This window comes from Deinococcus grandis (assembly GCF_001485435.1).
Taxonomy (GTDB): domain Bacteria; phylum Deinococcota; class Deinococci; order Deinococcales; family Deinococcaceae; genus Deinococcus; species Deinococcus grandis.
In genome coordinates this window covers 2,051,655-2,070,542 of record NZ_BCMS01000001.1, presented here as the reverse complement: position 1 = coordinate 2,070,542, position 18,888 = coordinate 2,051,655, and the positions used below count along the sequence as shown (strand labels likewise).

General features: G+C 69.7%; 18 protein-coding genes. 10 read left to right on the top strand and 8 right to left on the bottom strand.

The window, feature by feature from the left end:
* Positions 1-56 precede the first annotated feature (56 nt).
* From DEIGR_RS10160 to DEIGR_RS21485, 3 genes are all read left to right on the top strand, one after another.
* Positions 57-1,241 carry an ABC transporter substrate-binding protein gene (locus tag DEIGR_RS10160; RefSeq protein ID WP_058976939.1) on the top strand — a complete coding sequence of 395 codons (1,185 nt, stop codon included), beginning with the start codon at positions 57-59 and terminating at the stop codon, positions 1,239-1,241.
* Between the two features lies 1 nt (position 1,242).
* Complete coding sequence (locus DEIGR_RS10155; protein ID WP_058976936.1) at positions 1,243-2,073, top strand: ABC transporter ATP-binding protein; 831 nt, start codon at positions 1,243-1,245, stop codon at positions 2,071-2,073.
* A 173-nt stretch (positions 2,074-2,246) separates the two neighbouring features.
* Positions 2,247-3,416, top strand: coding sequence for a phenylacetate--CoA ligase family protein (locus DEIGR_RS21485; protein ID WP_058976934.1), 1,170 nt, complete (start codon positions 2,247-2,249; stop codon positions 3,414-3,416).
* Between the two features lie 198 nt (positions 3,417-3,614).
* Here DEIGR_RS21485 and crtI read toward each other — a convergent pair whose 3' ends face one another.
* The 3 genes from crtI to DEIGR_RS10135 all read right to left on the bottom strand — a co-directional run bounded on the left by crtI (position 3,615) and on the right by DEIGR_RS10135 (position 7,034).
* On the bottom strand, positions 3,615-5,318 hold the full coding sequence (crtI, locus tag DEIGR_RS10145; protein WP_058978653.1) for a phytoene desaturase family protein: 1,704 nt from the start codon (positions 5,316-5,318) through the stop codon (positions 3,615-3,617).
* Positions 5,319-5,378: 60 nt separating this feature from the next.
* Positions 5,379-6,272, bottom strand: coding sequence for a phytoene/squalene synthase family protein (locus DEIGR_RS10140; RefSeq protein WP_269083806.1), 894 nt, complete (start codon positions 6,270-6,272; stop codon positions 5,379-5,381).
* Positions 6,273-6,338: 66 nt separating this feature from the next.
* Positions 6,339-7,034, bottom strand: coding sequence for a class I SAM-dependent methyltransferase (locus DEIGR_RS10135; RefSeq protein ID WP_058976932.1), 696 nt, complete (start codon positions 7,032-7,034; stop codon positions 6,339-6,341).
* 61 nt (positions 7,035-7,095) lie between these two features.
* On the opposite strand from DEIGR_RS10135, the gene DEIGR_RS10130 reads away from it, so the two are divergent.
* Together DEIGR_RS10130 and DEIGR_RS10125 are read left to right on the top strand one after the other, a co-directional pair.
* Entirely contained in the window at positions 7,096-7,851 is a 756-nt protein-coding gene (locus DEIGR_RS10130) for a phage holin family protein (protein WP_058976930.1), read from the top strand.
* 1 nt (position 7,852) lies between these two features.
* Positions 7,853-8,506, top strand: coding sequence for a hypothetical protein (locus tag DEIGR_RS10125; RefSeq protein WP_058976928.1), 654 nt, complete (start codon positions 7,853-7,855; stop codon positions 8,504-8,506).
* Positions 8,507-8,626: 120 nt separating this feature from the next.
* Here the strand turns inward: DEIGR_RS10125 and DEIGR_RS10120 are convergent, their stop codons facing one another.
* Together DEIGR_RS10120 and DEIGR_RS10115 are read right to left on the bottom strand one after the other, a co-directional pair.
* Positions 8,627-8,905, bottom strand: coding sequence for a hypothetical protein (locus DEIGR_RS10120; RefSeq protein ID WP_058976927.1), 279 nt, complete (start codon positions 8,903-8,905; stop codon positions 8,627-8,629).
* 140 nt (positions 8,906-9,045) lie between these two features.
* The gene (locus tag DEIGR_RS10115; protein WP_058976925.1) at positions 9,046-10,134 is read right to left on the bottom strand and encodes an aminopeptidase; all 1,089 of its coding nucleotides are present in this window, start codon (positions 10,132-10,134) and stop codon (positions 9,046-9,048) included.
* Positions 10,135-10,251: 117 nt separating this feature from the next.
* On the opposite strand from DEIGR_RS10115, the gene purU reads away from it, so the two are divergent.
* The 5 genes from purU to DEIGR_RS10090 all read left to right on the top strand — a co-directional run bounded on the left by purU (position 10,252) and on the right by DEIGR_RS10090 (position 14,767).
* Positions 10,252-11,136: a formyltetrahydrofolate deformylase gene (gene purU, locus DEIGR_RS10110; RefSeq protein ID WP_058976923.1), complete on the top strand. Its 885-nt coding sequence runs from the start codon at positions 10,252-10,254 to the stop codon at positions 11,134-11,136.
* Positions 11,137-11,204: 68 nt separating this feature from the next.
* A complete protein-coding gene (locus tag DEIGR_RS10105) occupies positions 11,205-11,648 on the top strand; it encodes a hypothetical protein (RefSeq protein ID WP_058976921.1) in 444 nt (147 codons plus the stop codon).
* A 994-nt stretch (positions 11,649-12,642) separates the two neighbouring features.
* Complete coding sequence (locus DEIGR_RS10100; RefSeq protein ID WP_058976919.1) at positions 12,643-13,047, top strand: GntR family transcriptional regulator; 405 nt, start codon at positions 12,643-12,645, stop codon at positions 13,045-13,047.
* A complete protein-coding gene (locus DEIGR_RS19635; protein ID WP_083524002.1) occupies positions 13,044-13,937 on the top strand; it encodes an ABC transporter ATP-binding protein in 894 nt (297 codons plus the stop codon). The genes DEIGR_RS10100 and DEIGR_RS19635 overlap by 4 nt, the downstream gene beginning before the upstream one ends.
* On the top strand, positions 13,934-14,767 hold the full coding sequence (locus DEIGR_RS10090) for a hypothetical protein (RefSeq protein WP_153013700.1): 834 nt from the start codon (positions 13,934-13,936) through the stop codon (positions 14,765-14,767). The genes DEIGR_RS19635 and DEIGR_RS10090 overlap by 4 nt, the downstream gene beginning before the upstream one ends.
* A gap of 473 nt (positions 14,768-15,240) precedes the next feature.
* Here the strand turns inward: DEIGR_RS10090 and DEIGR_RS10085 are convergent, their stop codons facing one another.
* The 3 genes from DEIGR_RS10085 to DEIGR_RS10075 form a co-directional block, all read right to left on the bottom strand.
* The gene (locus DEIGR_RS10085) at positions 15,241-16,491 is read right to left on the bottom strand and encodes an NAD(P)/FAD-dependent oxidoreductase (protein WP_083524001.1); all 1,251 of its coding nucleotides are present in this window, start codon (positions 16,489-16,491) and stop codon (positions 15,241-15,243) included.
* Complete coding sequence (locus tag DEIGR_RS10080) at positions 16,488-17,603, bottom strand: semialdehyde dehydrogenase (protein WP_058976911.1); 1,116 nt, start codon at positions 17,601-17,603, stop codon at positions 16,488-16,490. The genes DEIGR_RS10085 and DEIGR_RS10080 overlap by 4 nt, the downstream gene beginning before the upstream one ends.
* A 244-nt stretch (positions 17,604-17,847) precedes the next feature.
* Positions 17,848-18,864: an NADPH:quinone oxidoreductase family protein gene (locus tag DEIGR_RS10075; protein ID WP_058976909.1), complete on the bottom strand. Its 1,017-nt coding sequence runs from the start codon at positions 18,862-18,864 to the stop codon at positions 17,848-17,850.
* Positions 18,865-18,888: the final 24 nt, after the last annotated feature.

The following is an 18,888-nucleotide window of genomic DNA, read 5'->3' as shown; positions in this document are numbered from 1 at the left end:
CGAAACGCCACTCCCGCCCCCCAGCCTCGACCCCAGCCCCCCACGGAGGTTTCACCATGAAACGAGCTGCCGCCCTGTCCGCCCTGCTGACCCTCAGCCTCGCCGCCGCGCAGAAGACCGCCACCATCGGCTGGTCCGGCGCGATCACCGGCCCCACCAGCGACGCGGGCGCCAGCTACGCCGCCGGAGTCGAGGACTACTGCCGCTACGCCGTCAGCCAGAACACCCTGCCCGGCATCAAACTCAACTGCGTGGTCCGCGACGACCAGTACAACAACGCCAACACCCAGCGGAACTTCGAGGACTACGTCGGGAACATGAACGCCAGTGCGTTCCTCGGGTACTCCACGGGCGGCACCCTGCAACTCAAGAGCACCATCCAGGAAGTCAAGGTGCCCACCCTGCCCGGCAGCTACCACATCGGGAACGTGGACGGCGCCGACAGCCAGTACATCTTCCTGCCGATCAGCTCGTACTCCGAGCAGCTCGTGAGCCTCGTCGAGTACGTCGCGAAGAAGGACCGCGGCGCGAAGATCGCGCTGGTCGTCAATCCCAGCCCCTTCGGCCGCGCCCCGGTGGACGACGTCCGCAAGGCCGCGCAGCGCCTCGGCGTGCAGATCGTGGACGTGCAGGAGGTCGGCGGGAACAACCTCGACAACACCGCCCTGCTCAAACGCTTCGAGTCCGCCGGCGTGAAGTACGTCCTGAACCAGAACACCGCCGGACCGGTCGCGAACATCCTCAAGGACGCCAAACGCCTGAACCTCCTGGGCAAGATGCAGTTCATGGGCGCGCACTACACGGGCGGCGAGGACCTGACCCGCCTGGCCGGGGACGCCGCGAACAACTTCATCTGGGCGACCAGCTACTACATGTTCGACGAGGCCGACAAACCCGGCATCCAGCTCGTGAAGAAGATCGGCGCGGCGAACAACCGCAAGCCCGACACGATCCGCAGCGTGCACTACACCAGCGGCATGCTGGCCGCCAGCATCGCCATCGAGGCGATCCGCCGCAGCAAGGACCCCAGCGCCGCCGGGGTGTACAAGGGCATCACCTCCATGACCGGCAGCCGCGCGTTCAACCCGGGCTTCACGGTCGGGCCCGTCACGTTCAGCGCCAAGGACCACATCGGCGCCGAGAGCCTGCGCCTGTTGCAGGCCGACAGCACCGGGAACTTCAAGGCGATCACCGGCGCGCAGCGCAGCGCGATCTTCCCCCTCGTGCACCCCCTGAAGTGACATGACGGCCACGCACCCCGCCCCGAATCCGGCCGCCACGCATGGCGACCTGACCGTGAACAACGTCGAGGTCGTGTACCACGACATCGTGCAGGTCCTGCGCGGCGTGTCCCTGACCGTCCGCGCCGGGCAGGTCACCAGCCTGCTCGGCACGAACGGCGCGGGCAAGACCACCACCCTGCGCGCCATCTCGGGCCTGCTCAAGCCCGAGAACGGCCGCATCCGCGAGGGCACCGTCCGCTTCGCCGGGCGCACCCTGAGCGGCCTGAGCGGCACCGAGGTCGTCAAGAGCGGCGTCGTGCAGGTCCCCGAGGGACGGCGCGTGTTCAAGCACCTGAACGTCGAGGAGAACCTGCGCGCCGGGGCGATCCTCGGCCGGGGCCGCTGGCGCGACGACCTGGACCGCATCTACACGTACTTCCCGAAGCTGCGCACGCTGCGCCACCGGCAGGCGGGCTACACGTCCGGCGGGGAGCAGCAGATGCTCGCCATCGGCCGCGCCCTGATGGCCCACCCGCGCGTGCTGCTGCTGGACGAACCCAGCCTGGGTCTCGCCCCGATGCTCGTCGCGGAGATCTTCGAGAACGTCCGCCGCATCAACCGCGAGGAAGGCCTGAGCGTCCTGGTCGTCGAGCAGAACGCCACCGTCGCCCTACGGCACAGCGACTACGGCTACGTCATGGAGGGCGGCCGGATCGTCATGGAAGGCGAGAGCGCCTGGCTGTCCGGCAACCCGGACGTCAAGGAGTTCTACCTGGGCATCACCGAGCACGGCCAGCGCAAGAGTTTCCGTGACGTCAAGAGCTACAAGCGCCGCAAACGCTGGATGTGACCCGGATTCCGTGTATTTCGCTGACCGTCCGGAACTTCACCGGATGGCCAGCTGCACGTCCGGAACCCGCTCTGCCTGCATCCGCTCGGATTGAACGGTCTTTGCAGCCCCTTCAACCGGAGTTCAGATGACCCGCCCACGATCACGCCCCCCATCCCGGAGGTGCCCCGCGCATGACCGTCACCCTGCCCGCCCCCGCCCCACCCCACGCGCCGGACCTCCTGGCCCGCCTGCGGGACCTGCCGCTGTACCGCACGCTGCCCGACCCGGCCGGGACCCCCTGGGCGGACGTGCCCTTCCTGACCCGCGAGGACCTGACCGGGGCGTTCACGCGCGGCGAGCTGCGCCACCCTTCCGCCACGCGCGCGTACCTCACCCCGCACCCCGGCGGGCACTGGCTGCCCGAGTACGCCACGCCCGCCGACCTGCTCGGGCACGCGCGGGCGGGCGCGCGGGCCCTGACCCTGGCGGGCGTGACGGGAGGCGTGACCGCGCAGGTCGCATTCGGATTCCACCGCTTCGCGGGCGGCTGGCTGTTCCAGGGACCGCTGGAGGAACTCGGTGCGTGCGTGATTCCCTTCGGGCCCGGCGAGACCGACGCGCAGCTGGACACCATCCGCCGCCTGGGGGTGGGCGTGCTGGCCTGCGCGCCGTCCTTCGCGCAGCGGCTGGGCGAGGCCGGGGCGCGCGTGCCGCTGCTGCTCGCCAGCGGGGAACCGCTGAGCAGCATCGCCGGGCGGCGCGAGCGGGTGCAGGACGCCCTGAGCGGTGACGGCGTGACCTGCCGCGCGGCGGACGTGTACGCGAGCAGCGAGGCGGGCCTGATGGCCGCCGAGACGACCGACCCCGCGCTGGGCCTGCGCGTACTGGACGACTGGGTGTTCCTGGAGGTGATCGACCCGGAGACCGGCGCGGCCCTCCCGGACGGCGAGCGGGGCGAACTGGTCGTCACGCACCTGTCGCGCGAGGCGATGCCGCTGCTGCGCTTCCGCACGGGAGACCTGACCCGCCTGGAACGCCGCGCGGACGGCACGTTCCTGCCCGGCGGGGTGTTCGGGAACGTGGGCGGCATGCTGAAGGTCAAGGGCGTGAAACTCTACCCGCGCGAGGTGGCGTTCTGGCTGGCCGGGCACGGCCTGGACCACACGCGCCACACGCTGCGCGTGTGGTCGCCGGGCGGCGCGGACCGCGTGGGCGTCACGGCGGCCCCGCTGCCGGGTGTGAACACCCCTGACCTGGAGGCGCTGCGCGTGGACTTCCAGCGGCGGTTCGCGTTCCGTCTGGACGACCTGACCGTGGACGCCACGCACGAGGGCCCGGGCGTGCGGGACGAGCGGCACTGACCCACGTGGAAGGGGGCGACCTGCACGGACAGCCGCAGGTCGCCCCCTTCCACGTGCCTGGACTCATACGGATTCCGTTTGTTTCGTTGACAGATCGGAACACCACCGATCTGCCAACTCCACGTCCGGAACCCGTTTCTCTCCTACTCGCTCCGCTCGGGTTGAAAGATTTTGCAAACCTTTCAATCGGAGTACGTATCAGTCGGCGGCCAGGTCGGCCGTGTTCCGTTCGGGCACGCCGTCGCGGACGCTGGGGTGGATGCCGAAGTCCTGCGCGATCAGGCGGGCGGTCATCTTGGCACTCATCATGACGCTGGGCGTGCCGCCGCCGGGTTGCGCGCCCGCGCCGACCATGTAGAGGTTGCGGACGTCCTCGCTGCGGTTGTGCGGGCGGAAGTACGCGCTCTGCGCCAGGATCGGCTCGGGTCCGAAGGCGTTCCCGAGGTAACTGTCCAGGGTTCCCTCGAAGTAGTCGGGCGTGATGAACTCGCTGTGCGTCAGGCGGGCGCGCAGATTCGGAATGAACCCGCGTTCCTCCAGCAGGTCGTACACCCGTTCCACCAGTTTCGGGCCCTCCACGGTCCAGTCGAGGCCGCTGGCGTTGTGCGGCACCGGCACCAGCGTGTACGCGGCGTGGTGGCCCTCGGGGGCCAGGGTGGGATCGGTCAGGGTGGGGACGTGCAGGTACTGGCTGAAGTCGCGGCCCAGGACCTTCTTCCCGAAGATCTCGGTGAGCAGTTCCTCGTAGCGCGGCCCCAGGATGATGTTGTGGTGGCGCAGGTTCAGCTCCGGGCCTTCCCGGCGGAACCCGAAGTAGATCACCAGCAGGCTCATGCTCTGCCGGGCGGCCTTCACGCGCACGTCGCTGTTCACGAGGCGCGCGGCGGCGGGCACGCGCTTGAGGTACGTGTTCGCCCAGTCGCCGTTGCTGACCACGATGTCCGCGTGCAGCTCCTCACCGCTCTCCAGGCGCAGGCCGCGCGCCACGCGCTTCCCGCCGGGGCGGCGCACCGGGCGGCCCCGGTCGTCGGTCACGAGGATCTCCTGCACGCCGGCGTTCAGGCGCAGCGTGCCGCCCAGTTCCTCGAACTTGCGCACGAAGGCGTCCACGAGTGCACCCGTGCCGCCCATCGCGTAGTGGATGCCCCAGGTCTTCTCCACGAAGTGGATCATCGCGTAGATCGCCGGGACGCTCAGGGGATTCCCGCCGACGAGCAGCGTCTCGAAGGAGAACACCTGCCGCATCTTGGGGTTCTGGAAGTACTTGCTGGTGAACGAGAACAGCGTGCGTACGGCGTCCAGGCGCATCAGGTCCGGCACGACCCGCAGCATGGTGGGCATGTCCCCGAAGTGCGTGTACCCCAGTTCCAGGAAGCCGCGCTCGAAGATCGCCTGCGCGTCCGCGTGGAAGCGCTCGTACCCCGCGAGGTCCTCCGGGGCGAGGTCCGCGATCTGACGGCGGGTGCTGACCGGATCGCCGTCGTAGTCGAAGAAGGTGCCGTCATCGAAGTAGATGCGGTAGAACGGCAGGATCGGCACGAGCTTCACGTAGTCGCGGGTGCGTGCGCCGCCGCTCTCGCCCTCGCGCACGCGGGCGTCCGGGGCGAGGATCTGTGCGGGGTAGTCGGCCTCGCCCAGCATGCCCCGATCGCGTTCCAGGGCGAACAGTTCCTCGATGAAGTGCGGCACGGTGATCACGGTGGGGCCCATGTCGAACACGTACCCGTCGGCGGTGCGTTTCTGGTACGCGCGGCCGCCCGGCTGGTCCAGGCGTTCCACGATGGTCGTGTCGAAGCCCAACGACTGCAGGCGGATGCCCAGGGACAGGCCCCCGATGCCCGCCCCGACGATCAGGGCGGTCTTGCGGCGGGACGAGGCAGGCAGGGGAGAGGAGTCAGGCATCATTCGGGGCAACCTCCCGCCGCCCCAGGCGTGCGGGCGGCGTGACAGGGACTCAGGGGTTCAGGACAGCGGGGCGGGCGCGGTGCGCAGTTCCCACCACGCCTGCGGCAGCATCAGCAATTTGCGCGGGCCGCTCACGTGCGCGCGGCGGCCGAAATTGTCGAAGTCGTTCCGGGCGAGGTCGTCCAGGATGCCCTCGTACGCGCGGGCGGCGGTCGCCACGGCCAGCCGGGCGCTGCCGTGCAGGCAGGGAATGCCCTGGCGGCCCTCGGCGTACCACTCTCGGGCCAGGGCGCTCAGGTGCCGCATCAGCGCGCGGTACTCCGGGGTGACCACGCCGCGTTCCAGATCGGCGCGGCTCACGTGGAACTCGGCCAGCAGCTCCGAGGGCAGGTACACCCGGCCGCGCGTGAGGTCCTCGCCCACGTCCCGCAGGATGTTCGTGAGCTGCATGGCCTGCCCCAGCATCAGCGCGGCGTGCAGGGTGCGCTCGCCGCCGCTGTACCCGCTGACGGGCGCGATCATGAAGCCCACCACGCCCGCCACCCGGCGGCAGTACAGGATCAGGTCGGCCATGGAGTGGTACTCGTGCCCGCGCAGGTCCATGCGCAGTCCCTCGTGCAGTTCCTCGAATGCCGAGAGCGGAATGGGGTACTCGCGCGCCGCCCAGGCCAGCGCCTGGTCGATCGGGTGGTCGCCGGGTCGGCCGGAGAACGCGCCCTGCACGCGTGCCCACCACAGGTCCAGGCCCAGCTGCGCGGCGTGTCCGCTGAGTTCGTCGACCGTGTCGTCACCGTCGCGGCATGCGGCGTACACGGCCCACACGGCGCGGCGCTGCGCCATGGGAAAGAAGCGTGACCCCAGGTAGAAGGTCTTGCTGTGCTCCCGCGTCACGTCCTGACAGTGCGCCACGGCCCGGTCGAGTCCGGGGGGGGATGCGGAGGTGAAGGTCAGGTCAGTCACGTTGGGTTCCTTTGCAGGGAGTGTACGGGGGCCCGGGCGGCGAAACGTCACGGATTCTTACAGAGTCCGGTCAGACCGCACAAACCGGTCGAACTGCACGGCGCCCACCCCCAGGCCGTCCGTGCGGACGCAGCCGGGCAGCTGCCGCGCCACCCACGCCGGATCGGGGCAGGTCAGGCCGCCCAGTGCCGGGCGGGCCAGCAGGTTCTGCGCCGGCCCGGCGGTGCGGCGCAGGTACATCAGCCACAGCTGCCCGCCGGGCCGCAGCAGCCGCTCCAGGTCGGCCAGCAGCCGCGCCGGGTCGTGCGTCTCGTTCAGGGTGGCGCCCACCGTGACACCGTCGAAGCTGGCGTCCGGCAGGCCGCTGGCCTCCACGTTCAGGTTCACCCAGCTGATCGCGGGATCCGGCTCGCGCCGCGCGGCGACCGCCAGCATCGCCGGGCTCAGGTCGGCCGCCGTGACCCGCGCGCCCGCCCGGGCGAGCACGCCCGCGTAGAACCCGGCGCTCGTGCCCACGTCCAGCCACACCTGCCCGGCGGCGGGGCGGCACAGCGCGGTGAACAGGACCGCCTCCCGCTCCAGGGTGAAGCCGCGCGCCCCCAGCAGCGCCAGGGACCGCGCGCGCCACCACGCGTACCCCCACGCCGTCACGGGCGAGAGGTTACTGCGCTGGGCGGCGCTCAGGGCCGGCGCGGGATGTGCGTCCGGATTCAGGTTTTCTTTCGCCTGCGCGGCATGGGGCACGAGGTTCATTATGCTGGGGGCACTTCACGCCCCCCGTTCATGAAACGTGAGGGCTTCACCCGGAGGAAGCATGGAAGAACGCAAGAGCATGGGAGGCGCCCTGGTCGACGTATTCGACGCGGGCGTGACCCTCGTCAAATCGGAGATCACGGTCGTCGCCCGCAAGGCCGGTCAGATCGCCAAGGCCAAGGGCATCGGCGCGGTGCTGCTGCTCGCCGCCACCGGCCCCCTCATCCTGGGTCTGGTCTTCATCATCCTGGCCGTGTTCTACGGCCTGATGCGCCTGGGCCTGGGCGCCTGGGCCGCCGCGCTGATCATCGCGATCCTGAGCTTCGTCGTGACCGGCGCGCTGATCTTCATGGGCATCAAGAAACTCGGCGCGGACGTCCAGATGGACGAACCCCGCCACCGGAGGGACAGTATGGACGACACGGAATACACCCCCACCCAGCCCGGCCCCAGCGGCAGCGGCGCGCCCACGCCCACCGGCAGCAACGCCGCGCGCGACTCGCACAACAGCAGCGGCCCCAAGGTCGAACTGCGCCGCGACGCGCAGGACCACGCTGCCGGTGAAAACCGCGTCCTGAGCGAAGCCGACGGTGTCGCCGTCGTCCGCACCGAGGAAGGCCCCCAGACCGTCCCCGTGTACGAGAGCAAACCCGGCGGGGAAGCTGCCAACTACGGCAGCGGCCTGAACAAGAAACTCAGCGGCCACCACGACCACGACCCCAACCTCCAGGAACCCAGGGTGCTCAAGGACGCCCCCGGGATCAGCGTCAGCACCACCCCCACCTTCCGCGAGGACATGCAGAAAGGCGGCAAGTGACATGGCCGAGTACCTCACGGAACGCGAGGAAGCCCGCCAGCGCCTCCAGCAGAGCGTGGACGCCCTGACCCAGCAGGCCAGCCTGCACGCCCAGATGCAGAAAGACCCCCTGAAGATGCTCGGCGGCGCCTCTGCCGTCGGCGCGCTGATGGGCATCGTGGTGGGCCGCCAGTTCCGCCGCAGCCGCAAGATCTACGTGGACGCCCAGAGCCCCGCCAAGCACCAGAAGGCCCTGATGAAAGCCCAGAAGAACCAGAAGGGCGGCGGAGGCGTCGGCGGCGCGCTCGTCGCCACGCTGGGCACGCTGGCCGTGAAGACCCTGATGGACAAGGTCATCACGCCCCGCCTGGAAACCCTCGCGGACGGCCTGCTCGACAAGGCCGGGCAGCCCCGCGACCGCGCCGCGCAGCCCGGCCCCAACGGCTCCGTCCAGAAAGGTCCCGGTGGACACGTCAGCCCCAGTTACAGCAGCGGCGTCGGCGCGTTCACCCGCACCGCCCCTGCCGCCAGCGCCCAGAGCTACGCGCAGCAGGCGTCCGCCGACGGCAGCGCCGCGCCCGCCCCCACGAGCAGCACCCCGGTCAGCACCGTGAAGGCCGCCGCGCAGGGCAGCGCCATCTCCGAGCAGGACCTGAGCAACCCCAACAGGAAGTAACGCACGGCAGAGGAGGCGGCCCGCTCTATTCCGGAGCGGGCCGCCTCCCTTGTGTGTAATGCACCTGCGGATTCTGTCTGTGGTCCACGCTGCGGGTTGGCTCTGCGGGTCGCGTCCGGATTAGCTGGCGGCCGTGCCGGACAGGTGAGGGGGGCTGGCCGAGCGGGCCGCCTGCAGCGCCAGTCCGCACAGCCACACCCGGCCCGGCAGGCCCGAACGGGACCAGCACCGGCGTTCGGCCAGTGCGCGGCGCAGCACCTGAAACGCGAACTCCTCCGGGTCGCGCACGTCGTGCCGCCGGGCCAGGGCGAACAGCAGTGGGGACGCCGCCTGCACCAGCGGCGCCCAGTCCGGGACGGGCTGGTTCAGGTGGCGTTCGATCGGGCACGGTGGGGTCACCCCTCCAGTCTGACCCGCCCCCGCTCCTCGCAACCAGAACAGGTGTTCACGCGACCGTCAGACTCGCTTCACGGGCGGTTCATCCGGCGTCCAGAAGTGGACATACGACCAGTCGGCGTCCAGCGATCCCCCCCTGCCGATCAGATCAGGAACTGGCCGTTCTCCTGCACGACCTCGCCGTCCAGGCTCAGGCGGCCCCCCCGGCGCAGGTCCGTGATCAGGTCCCAGTGCACGGCGCTGGCATTCACGCCGCCCGTCTCCGGGTAGCTCTTGCCGATCGCGAGGTGCACGGTCCCGCCGATCTTCTCGTCGAACAGGATGTTCCCGGTCGGCACCTGAATCCCGCTGTTCGTGCCGATGCCCAGCTCGCCGAGGCGTCGCGCGCCCGGATCGGTGTCCAGCGCGGCGTGCAGGGCGGCCTCGCCCTCGTCCGCGCTGGCGTTCACGACCAGCCCCCCCCGGAATTCCAGGCGGGCGCCGCGCACCATCACGCCCTGGTACTCGGCGGGCACGGTGAATGTCACGACCCCCTCGGCGCTGTCCTCGTGTGGGCCGGTGAAGACCTCGCCGCTGGGCATGTTGCGTTTGCCGTCGCTGTTCGCCCAGGTGCGGCCTCCCACGCGCAGGGTCAGGTCCGTGCCGGGCGCCTCGATCCGCACGACGTCCGCGCGGGTCAGGCGTTCGATGATGCGGGCCTGCGTCGCGCGGACCTCGCCCCAGGCGGCCACCGGGTCGGCGCGGTCGAGGAACATGGCGCGCATCACGAAATCCCCGAATTGCGCCTCGCTCATGCCCGCCTGCGCCGCCGCGTGCGCGGTCGGGTACAGCGTGAGGCTCCACTTCTTCCGCGCGCGGGCCGACGCGACCGGCGCGTTCGCCGCGAGCAGCCGCGCCCGCCGCGCCGCGTCCACGCTCCGGGGCTCGGCGGGCGTCAGAACGCGCAGGCTGCCGTCCAGCGCCTCCACGTCCGACAGGTCCGCCGGGTGGATGGCGTCCAGCACCGCGTCACTGGCGAGTTCCGCGAAGTCCTCCAGCTGACCCGGGTAGTCCACGCGCACCACGGGCCGCGCGCCACGCGTGAGCAGCGCCCGCGTCACCGCACGGATCAGAGGCGTCGCCTCCTGCCCCCCGGCGACCAGCAGCCGCTCGCCCGGCGCGGCCGACAGGCAGTAGTCGGCCAGCAGGGCCGCGTGAAGGTCCGGGGCGTAGGGCAGCAGGTCTGTACTCATGGCCGCGAGCCTAGCACCGCGCGGCCCCGCGGCGTCCCGCCTCGCCGACAGCCGGGACAGCCGTCAGGCAAGACAGGGGCCGGTGCCTTCAGCGGGCGTGCGGTATTCTCGCCGGATATGACGGTGCCACCAGCCGCGCTCGACCCCCTGAACACCGCCGTCCTGACGATCACCTGCCCCGACCGGGGCGGGATCGTCGCGGCGGTCTCGCAGTTCCTGCACAACCACGGCGCGAACATCCTGCACAGCGACCAGCACAGCACCGACCCGGCGGGCGGCACGTTCTTCATGCGCATGGAATTCCACCTCGCGGGCCTCGACCTCGCCCGGGACCAGTTCGAGCGGGCCTTCGCGACCGTCGTCGCCGCGCCCTTCGGGATGGAGTGGCGCGTCGCGTACACCACGCAGCCCAAACGCATGGCGCTGCTCGTGAGCCGCTACGACCACTGCTTCCTGGACCTGCTGTGGCGCAAACGCCGGGGCGAACTGAACATCGAGATTCCGCTGATCATCAGCAACCACGACGACCTCCGCCGCGACGCGGAGATGTTCGGCATTCCCTTCCACGTCGTGCCCGTCACGAAGGACACCAAGGCCGAGGCGGAAGCCGAGCAGGTCCGCCTGATGCACGAGGCGGGCGCGGACTTCGCCGTGCTGGCGCGCTACATGCAGATCCTCAGCGGGGACTTCCTGCGCAGCTTCGGGCGGCCCGTGATCAACATCCACCACTCGTTCCTCCCGGCGTTCGTCGGCGCGAACCCCTACCGCGCGGCGTTCAACCGGGGCGTGAAACTCATCGGCGCGACCAGCCACTACGTCACCGAGGAACTCGACGCCGGGCCGATCATCGCGCAGGACGTCATTCCCGTCACGCACCGCGAGACGCCCGACAGCCTGATGCGCATCGGGCGGGACGTGGAACGGCAGGTGCTGGCCCGCGCCGTGAAAGCCCACGTCGAGGACCGCGTGCTCGTGTACGGCAACAAGACCGTCGTGTTCTGAGCGCGGGCGCTGACTGGAGCCCGACCTGTCCCTTGAGCTTACCGAGCGGTCAGGTTAGGCTTGCGGGCATGGCGACCCTGTACCTCGTGCTCCTGACCCTCCACAACCTCAACCGCTGGCTGATCCTGATCGCGGGCATCTGGACCCTGATCCGCAGCGTGCCCGGCGCGTCCGGCGGGCGCACCTTCACGCCCGCCGACCGCCGCCCGGTCGTGATGTTCATGGGCAGCCTGCACCTGCAGGTCGTGCTGGGCCTGCTGCTGTTCGCGTTCATGGGGATGCAGAACATCCCCGTGTTCGCGAATGGGCCGCGCACCAGCTTCCAGTGGGAACACCTGGGTCTGGGCATCATCGCCGCCGTGTTCGGCACCCTCGCCAGCGTGCAGGCCCGCAAGGCCCCCACCGACCAGGGCAAGTTCCGCGCCGCGACCCTCTGGACCGCGCTGAGCCTCGTGACCATCCTGCTCGCCATCCCCTGGTGGCGGCCCCTGCTGCGCTTCTTCACGCAGTAAGAACGCATGACAATACCGGTGGTGCTGCTTGAAGGTGATCAGGCCGCACCACCGGCTGCGTGAATACCAAGTGGATGTCCGCCCGCACGTCATATCTCGCTCGCAGACGAAGGAACAGGCTGAACCACGCTCACGTCCGCTTGACCACTCAGCGGTGTCACCCCAACCGCTCATTGGACTCCCGACCCCGGCGTACGATCAGCACATTGATGCCGGGGTGCCGCCGGGCGTGTCGGCACCGGCGAATGTCTTACGCTTTGTCCTCATCAGCCGCTCCGGACTGCTGCGGGTCCGGCCACGCCGCCCATTATGGATGGGCGGCATCGCGTCGAGCAGGGCTTCAAAGAGCGTGCTGTGAGGCAGATTGGCTGGGGGGATACGGACCGCCAATGGTGTCTCTTCGTTATTGACGATCACATGACGCTTGCTGGCGGGCCGGTCTCGATCCGTGGTGTTGGGCCCCGTTTCAGCCCCCCGAGGATGCTCGTGCAGTTCACACCCACCCATTACCAATCGAAGTGATCCGCCTACGTCATGCGGTTGAGGAGCATCTGGTGCAGGCGGGTGAATGCACCCGCCGCATACCCGACGCTAGCAAGTGATGCTGCTGTCATACCCGAGGTCACGCGGGAGGTGTTCCCAGTCAATGCCGGTCTCGAGTACCTCTGGGATGAGGTGCGTCAGGCGGGAGCAGCGGATGGATCAGCTGCCACAACTCTTCGCTGACCAGTGACATAGCCCTGCCTCACCTTGTGCGCCCAACCTGAGGTTTAGATAGGGGCTCTAAGTTGCCGGAACCCATTTTGCTCATGTGACTGGGGGAGCTGGAACCTGACTACGCGCGAGTGGCGTGAGGGGGATCTTGGCGGGCTGTACGGCGGCGGCTTTGCTGATGTTTAACGCCTAACACATAACCTATACGCTGTTGACTTCCGACTGCCATATGTGCCAATGTATTACTATAATGACACAAGACTCGCGAGATGAACGAGGGGTGCTGGATTGGATCACGCCGCAGATCAACCCACACAGTGGCATTCCAATCTACGTCCAGCTGACGCAGGCCTTCACCCGCGCGATCCTACGAGGCACTCTCCGCAGCGGCGACGCCCTGCCCACGGTCCGGCGCTTGGCCAGCACCCTGAGACTGGCGCCGAACACCGTCACGCGCGCGTACGCCGAACTACAGCGGCAGGGCCTAATTGAAAGTCGGGCAGGGGCCGGCACGACCGTCTGTGCGCTCGCCGCCACACACTTCATCGATGAGGCCAGTCAACAGGTCCTCACGGAGGAGTTGCGCGATGTCCTGCACCGCATGCTCATGAGTGGAATGACCATGCAGGACATTGATGAGCTCTGCCAGCAGTTCACCGCAGCCAAGCGGATGGAGGCCCTATGAATGCGCTCCACGTTGAAGGTCTGGTGGCCCGTCAGGGGCGACGCGCGGTGCTCCAAGGCGCTGATCTGAGTGTGACCCAAGGATCGATTACCGCACTGCTCGGCCAGAACGGCAGCGGGAAGTCGACCTTGATGCGCAGTGTGCTGGGCTTACATCCACGTCAGAGGGGTCAGGTCCGTATTCTGGATCTTCCGCCTAACGCGAAGGGCCCGCAGGTGCGCCAGCGCGCGACGTATGTGCCGACCACTGGTGCCGTGATGGTGCAGGAAACCGCGCGTACGCATTTCTCGTTCGGCCGCCGCGTCTACCCACGCTGGAGTATGAAGCGCGCCCTGGAGACGGCCGCTGAATTACATGTGCCACTGGATCAACGTGCGGGCCGGCTGAGCACCGGTCAGCGCATGGGACTGGCCCTGGCGTATGCGCTCGGCAGCGGCACGGAGGTCATGCTGCTGGATGAGCCCACCAATGGACTCGACCCGGATCACCGGATCCTGTTCGCGCAGCTGCTCGTCGCGTACGCCTCGGAGGGCAACAGCGTCCTGCTCAGTTCGCACGTGCTGCACGAAGTGGAAGGTCTCGCTGATCGCGCCGCGTTTCTGAAAGATGGCCGAATCATTCTTGAAGCGGACTTGGATGAACTCCGCACTCAGCATGCCATTGTGCAGGCCATCCTGCCTGGCGTCGTTCCAGCCGGTACCATTCAAAATCTGCGCGCCTTGCCGGGCGTGCAGGGCTTTGAGGTGCAGGGCCGCACCTTGACCGTGCATGTCCAAGGCGGTCGTGAAGCGCTTCTGGCCGCGCTGGCCAGTTTGCGTCCCGTGGACGTTCAGGTGAAGCCACGTCCACTCGCAGATGCCTACGCGGAACTGCTTGGTGGTGTGGCGTGAGCTGGCTTGAATGGCGGCACGTCCGGCTACCTCTCCTCCTCCTGGGCGCGCTTTCCCTAATCATCGGGCTCGGCTACGCGGCACGAGTCCTGCAGGGCCTCCCGCCATTTGCCGCCGTGCATGAACTTGGTCCATGGGCTACCGGAACGATGTGCACGGTCTACGCTGGCTTGCTGGCGGACCAGGAATCGACATGCAAGGTGGACCTCCTGTTTGCTGGTCGCTGGTTCGATTGGTGGGCGCCGCTGGTGGCCACGTTGGTGGGCGCGTGGTTCGGAAGCCGGTTCAACAGTGGCATGGGGTTCCTGCGCCTTCAACCACTCGCCACTGGACGGATTCTGGGCGTGCGGCTGTTGTCAGGACTCGCGGCCATCACGACAGTGGTGCTGCTGGGTGCCTTTCTGGCCAGCACGCGGGGGGCGCTTGACTTCACGTGGTGGTCCAGCAGCGAGGTGATGCGTTCAGAGTTCTGGATTGGTACGGCCCTGGTCTGGTTCCGGGGCGTCGGGGTGTTTGTGCTCGCGGCGCTCCTGGTCCAGCTGACGCCGCCTGCGGTGGCTGCGCTGGCCTCTATTGCCGCCAGTCTCGCCGTCCTAGGATCATCGATCGATCCTTTCCTCCGGAAAGTGACGCTGGTGTATACGCCTGAGCAATTTGGCCCGCTCTCACAGAAGGAAGCGATCCCGCTGCCCGTCGTACAGGCCTTTATTGCGGGCCATCTGCCCAGCCGCGTTGAGGCGGGCATGCCGCTCCTAGCGGGGACAAGTGCTGGGCTCCTGACGCTCGGGGTCCTGATGGCCTTGCTGTTCGCCCGCGCCCGCGTGCGGTAAAGGGGTGGCGTGAGGTCCGGTGCTGTCCCGCTACCCTTTGTACCGAAGACCTTGTCTTCAAGCCGCGCCAGGCGCGTAAAATGGCGTGCTTATCAGTTTGATCAGTGGGGTAATTCGGGGAGATTGCACCGCAGGGCATGGCACACCTGTTCAGCGCCGTAATGCATGAGGCTCATGGCCGAGCGGCCATGAGCCTTCACCCTGATCGGGAGTTGCGCGTAGAGGCCACCCTTGGGCAGCTGATCCAGGCCAGGATGACTAGACCAGCCCGAAGAGGCGTTCCAGTCGGTCTGGGCGGGTGATGCCGATCCGCTCCAGATCGAAGCCGCGGGTCTTAAAGTTCACGAACGTGCACTCTACCGACCAGTGAGAGTGATACGGAGCAATGGAACAGACAGAATCCGCATGGGAGGTTGAAGGAGGTGGGTCGTGGGCAGTTTCCACGGGGCCCACAGCCCATCCGTCGTGGTCGGTCAGTCGGCAGCGCTCATGGCTTCGTGGACGTTCAGCGGGGCGTGCGGGGGGGTGGGGGGCCGCAGCAGGTCGCGCAGGACCCGCCAGCCCTGCGCCCGGCTGGGCATGAACCACGTGAAGAACACCAGTCGCATCAGCCACGCGACCGGCCCGGTGAAGGTCACGCCGCGCAGTTCGGTGATGGCGTTCCAGCGGCCCAGGCTGGCACTCTGCCCCAGCCCGCCGTACCGGAAGGGCCGCAGCGGCAGGCGGCGCACGCTGCGGGCCACGTTCCGGCCGATGCACAGGCCGTGCTTCATGGCGTACAGGGCGTTCGCCGGGTCCTCGCCGCGCGGCTGGCGGACGCACGCGGCGTCCCCACCGGCCCAGACGTTGTGGCAGCCGGTCACGCGCAGGAACTCGTCGGTCAGCAGGCGGCCCCGTTCGTCGCGGGGCAGTCCTTCCGTGCCGGGCAGGGCGGTGTGCGCGATCCCGGCTGCCAGCAGCGTGAGGTCCGCGCGGCGCAGCGTGCCGCCCTCCATTCGCGCGCCGAGCGGTTCGACGGCCTGCACGCGGGTGTGCTCGTGCAGCTGCACGCCCAGCGCCTCCAGTGACGCGCGGGCGTGGGCGCGCAGCCCCGCCAGTTCGGGCGGGAGAGTGTCCAGCACCCCTCCGGCGCTGATCAGGTGCACGTCGCCCGGCAGGCCCTCGCGCCGCTGGCGTTCACGCAGCGCGGCGGCCATCTCGACCCCGGCGTACCCGCCGCCGATCACGTTGATCGTCGTGGGCGTGCGCGCCGCGAACCGCAGCCCGACCTGCGTGCGGAACGCCTGCATGTCCTGCGGGCGTTTCAGCGTCCAGCCGTGCTCGCGCAGGCCCGGCACGCGACCGAACGGGTCCACGGAGCCCACGCCCAGGATCAGGTGATCGAACGGCAGCCACGTCGCCTCCGCGCCGGGGCGCGTGACCTGCACGCGCTGCATGGTCAGGTCCACCCGCGTGACCGTGCCCTGCACGACCTCTGCGCCGGGCAGCAGGGGCCGCAGGGGCGTCAGCGTGCGCGTCAGGGCCAGCTGCCCGCCCAGCGCCTCGCCCGTGAACCCGTGGAAGGTGTGGTACGGGGTGGGGTTCACGACCGTGACCTGCATCTCGCCCCGCGCCAGCTGCCGTCCCGCGCCGCGCCGCAGGGCCCGGCAGGCGTCCACGCCCACGTACCCGCCGCCCACGACGACCACCCGCGTCACCGGACTGCCGTGACCGGGGGCGTTCACGCGACCACCTCGCCCCGCTGGCGGTCCTGCGAGACCACCCCGGCGGGCAGGGGCGACTCGAAGCGGCGGGTCACGGTGACCGGCTGCCCGAACGAGTGCGGGGCGGCCAGCGTGAACCCCAGGTGCCGCGCCTGCCGCGCCACGTCCAGCAGCAGCGTCGCCTGCTCGGGACTGGGGCTGCCCAGCGAGTAGTGCCCCCGGTGCCCGCTCAGGCCCAGCAGCAGCGTCTCGGCGAGGCACGCGTACGCCACGCCGGGCGGCAGCCCGATGAAGCCGCGCCGCTGCACGCCGGGCACGCTGACCAGTCCGCCGTCCACGATCCGCACGTCCGGGCGTTCCAGCAGCAGCTCCGGACGGGTGTTGCGCGGCTGGGTGTCGTCCAGCACGACCGCGCCGCGTTTCAGGTGCCGGGAGCCCAGCAGGGCGTCCTCGGCGCTCGTCAGCAGGATCACCAGGTCCGCGTCCCGCACGCGGTCCAGGTCGGTCGTGGCGACCGCCCGCCCGGCCGGGAGGCTGGCCCGCAGGGACCGCAGCCGCGCCTCGTTCCGCGCGACGAGCAGCAGCGGATTCGGCGTTCTCTGCGCGAGCAGCCGAGTCAGGCACCCGCCGACGCTCCCGGTCGCGCCCACGACCGCCACCAGCGCGTCGCCCGGCAGGTCGTCCAGCAGCCGCTGCGCGCCCAGCAGGGTCATGGCGGCCGTGAACGCGTTCCCGTTCGTCACGCCGATGTCCGTCCGGTGCCGCAGCGCCGCGCCGCCCGCTGTGGCCGGGGCGGTCAGGGCACCCAGCCCGACGGTGCGCGCGCCGAGCTGCGCGGCGCGGTCCACGGCCCGCCCGATGATCCGCTGCGCGCGCCGCCCGCCACTCAGCAGGTCGCGGGGCGTCAGGGGCACCGTGATCAGCCACCCGGCGGTGCGGGCCGGGTCGTCCGCGAAGCGCAGCGTGCCCGTGACCGGGCTGGGGAACTCCACGCGGCGCAGCGCGGCCGCGTACACGCCGTTCGGCACCCAGCCCAGCGGGCGGCAGATACCGCCCAGATCGGCGGCGACGTCGGTACGGGGGTGAACGAGGAACGCGACGGGATGACGGTCGGGGAACAGGGTGGGGATCATGACAGGGACGCTCCGGATGGATGAGAGGACGAGTGAGGCCGAGTGTGCCCGCCCGCGCGTTATGGCCGCGTTAGCGGGGCTGGCCTGCACTGTGCCTCCCGGGGCATGATCAGCCCGTGATCGGCCGCGAAACGGTCGGCCGGGACCGGAGGCTGGGACCGGAGGCCCGGACCCGAGGCGGGGAACAGCAGAAGACGCCCCCCCACGTGGGAGGGGCGCCGTGCAGTTCGCTGGGTGGTGAGCCTCAGCGGCCGGGTTCGATGATGACCTTGCCGGTCGTGCGGCGGTTCAGGAGGTCCTCGAAGGCCTGCACGCTCTGGTCCAGGGCGTAGGTGGGGCCGACCTGCGGGACGACCTTCCCGCTGCCGACGAGTTCGGCCAGAGCGCGGGCGGCCTCGGCGGTGGCGGGCGCGTCGTTCATGAGGCTGGTCAGCCACAGGCCCGTGACGGTCAGGTTGCGTTTCATGAGTTCCACGGGGCGCAGGTTCGCCTGTTCGCGGCTGGCGTTGCCGATCACGATGATCCGGCCGCGGCTGGCGGCCATGTCGAGGCTCTCCTGGAAGCGTTTGCCGCCCACGACCTCCAGGATCAGGGGCACGCCCTTCCCGCCCGCCGCGTCGCGGACTTTCTTCACGCGGTCCGGGTCGTCCTGCAGGATGGTGACGTCCGCGCCCAGGGTGCGGGCGATCTCCAGTTTCTCGTCGGTGCTGGCCAGGGCGATGACGTTCATGCCCAGGGCCTTGGCGAGCTGGATGCTGGCGGTGCCCAACGCCCCGGCGGCGGCCTGCACGAGCACCCATTCGCCCGCCTCGCCGCGCCCGAGGGTTTTCAGGCCGTGGTACGCGGTGAAGTACGACACGGGGAACGCGGCGGCCTGCGCGCCGCTGAGGCTCTGCGGGACGGGGATCAGCGCGGCGGCGGGCACGGTGGCGTACTCGGCCATGGCGCCGCTGCCGCCCAGCGCGGCGACGCGCGTGCCGACCTGCACGCCTTGGACGCCCTCGCCCAGGGCGTCCACGATCCCGGCGAATTCCATGCCGGGCGTGTACGGCACGCGGGTGCGGGTGAGGTACTCCCCGGCGACGGCCAGCGCGTCGGCGAAGTTGATGCCGACCGCCTCGACGCGCACGCGGACCTCGCCGGGCGCGGGGGAGGGGACGGGCGCGTCCTGGAGCTGCATGACGTCGGGCGGCCCGAGGCGTTCCACGCGGATGGCGCGCATGCTGGCCTGCGGGGTGGCGGCAGTCTGACTGTCGGTCATGCCCGGCAGCATACCCCGCCCCTG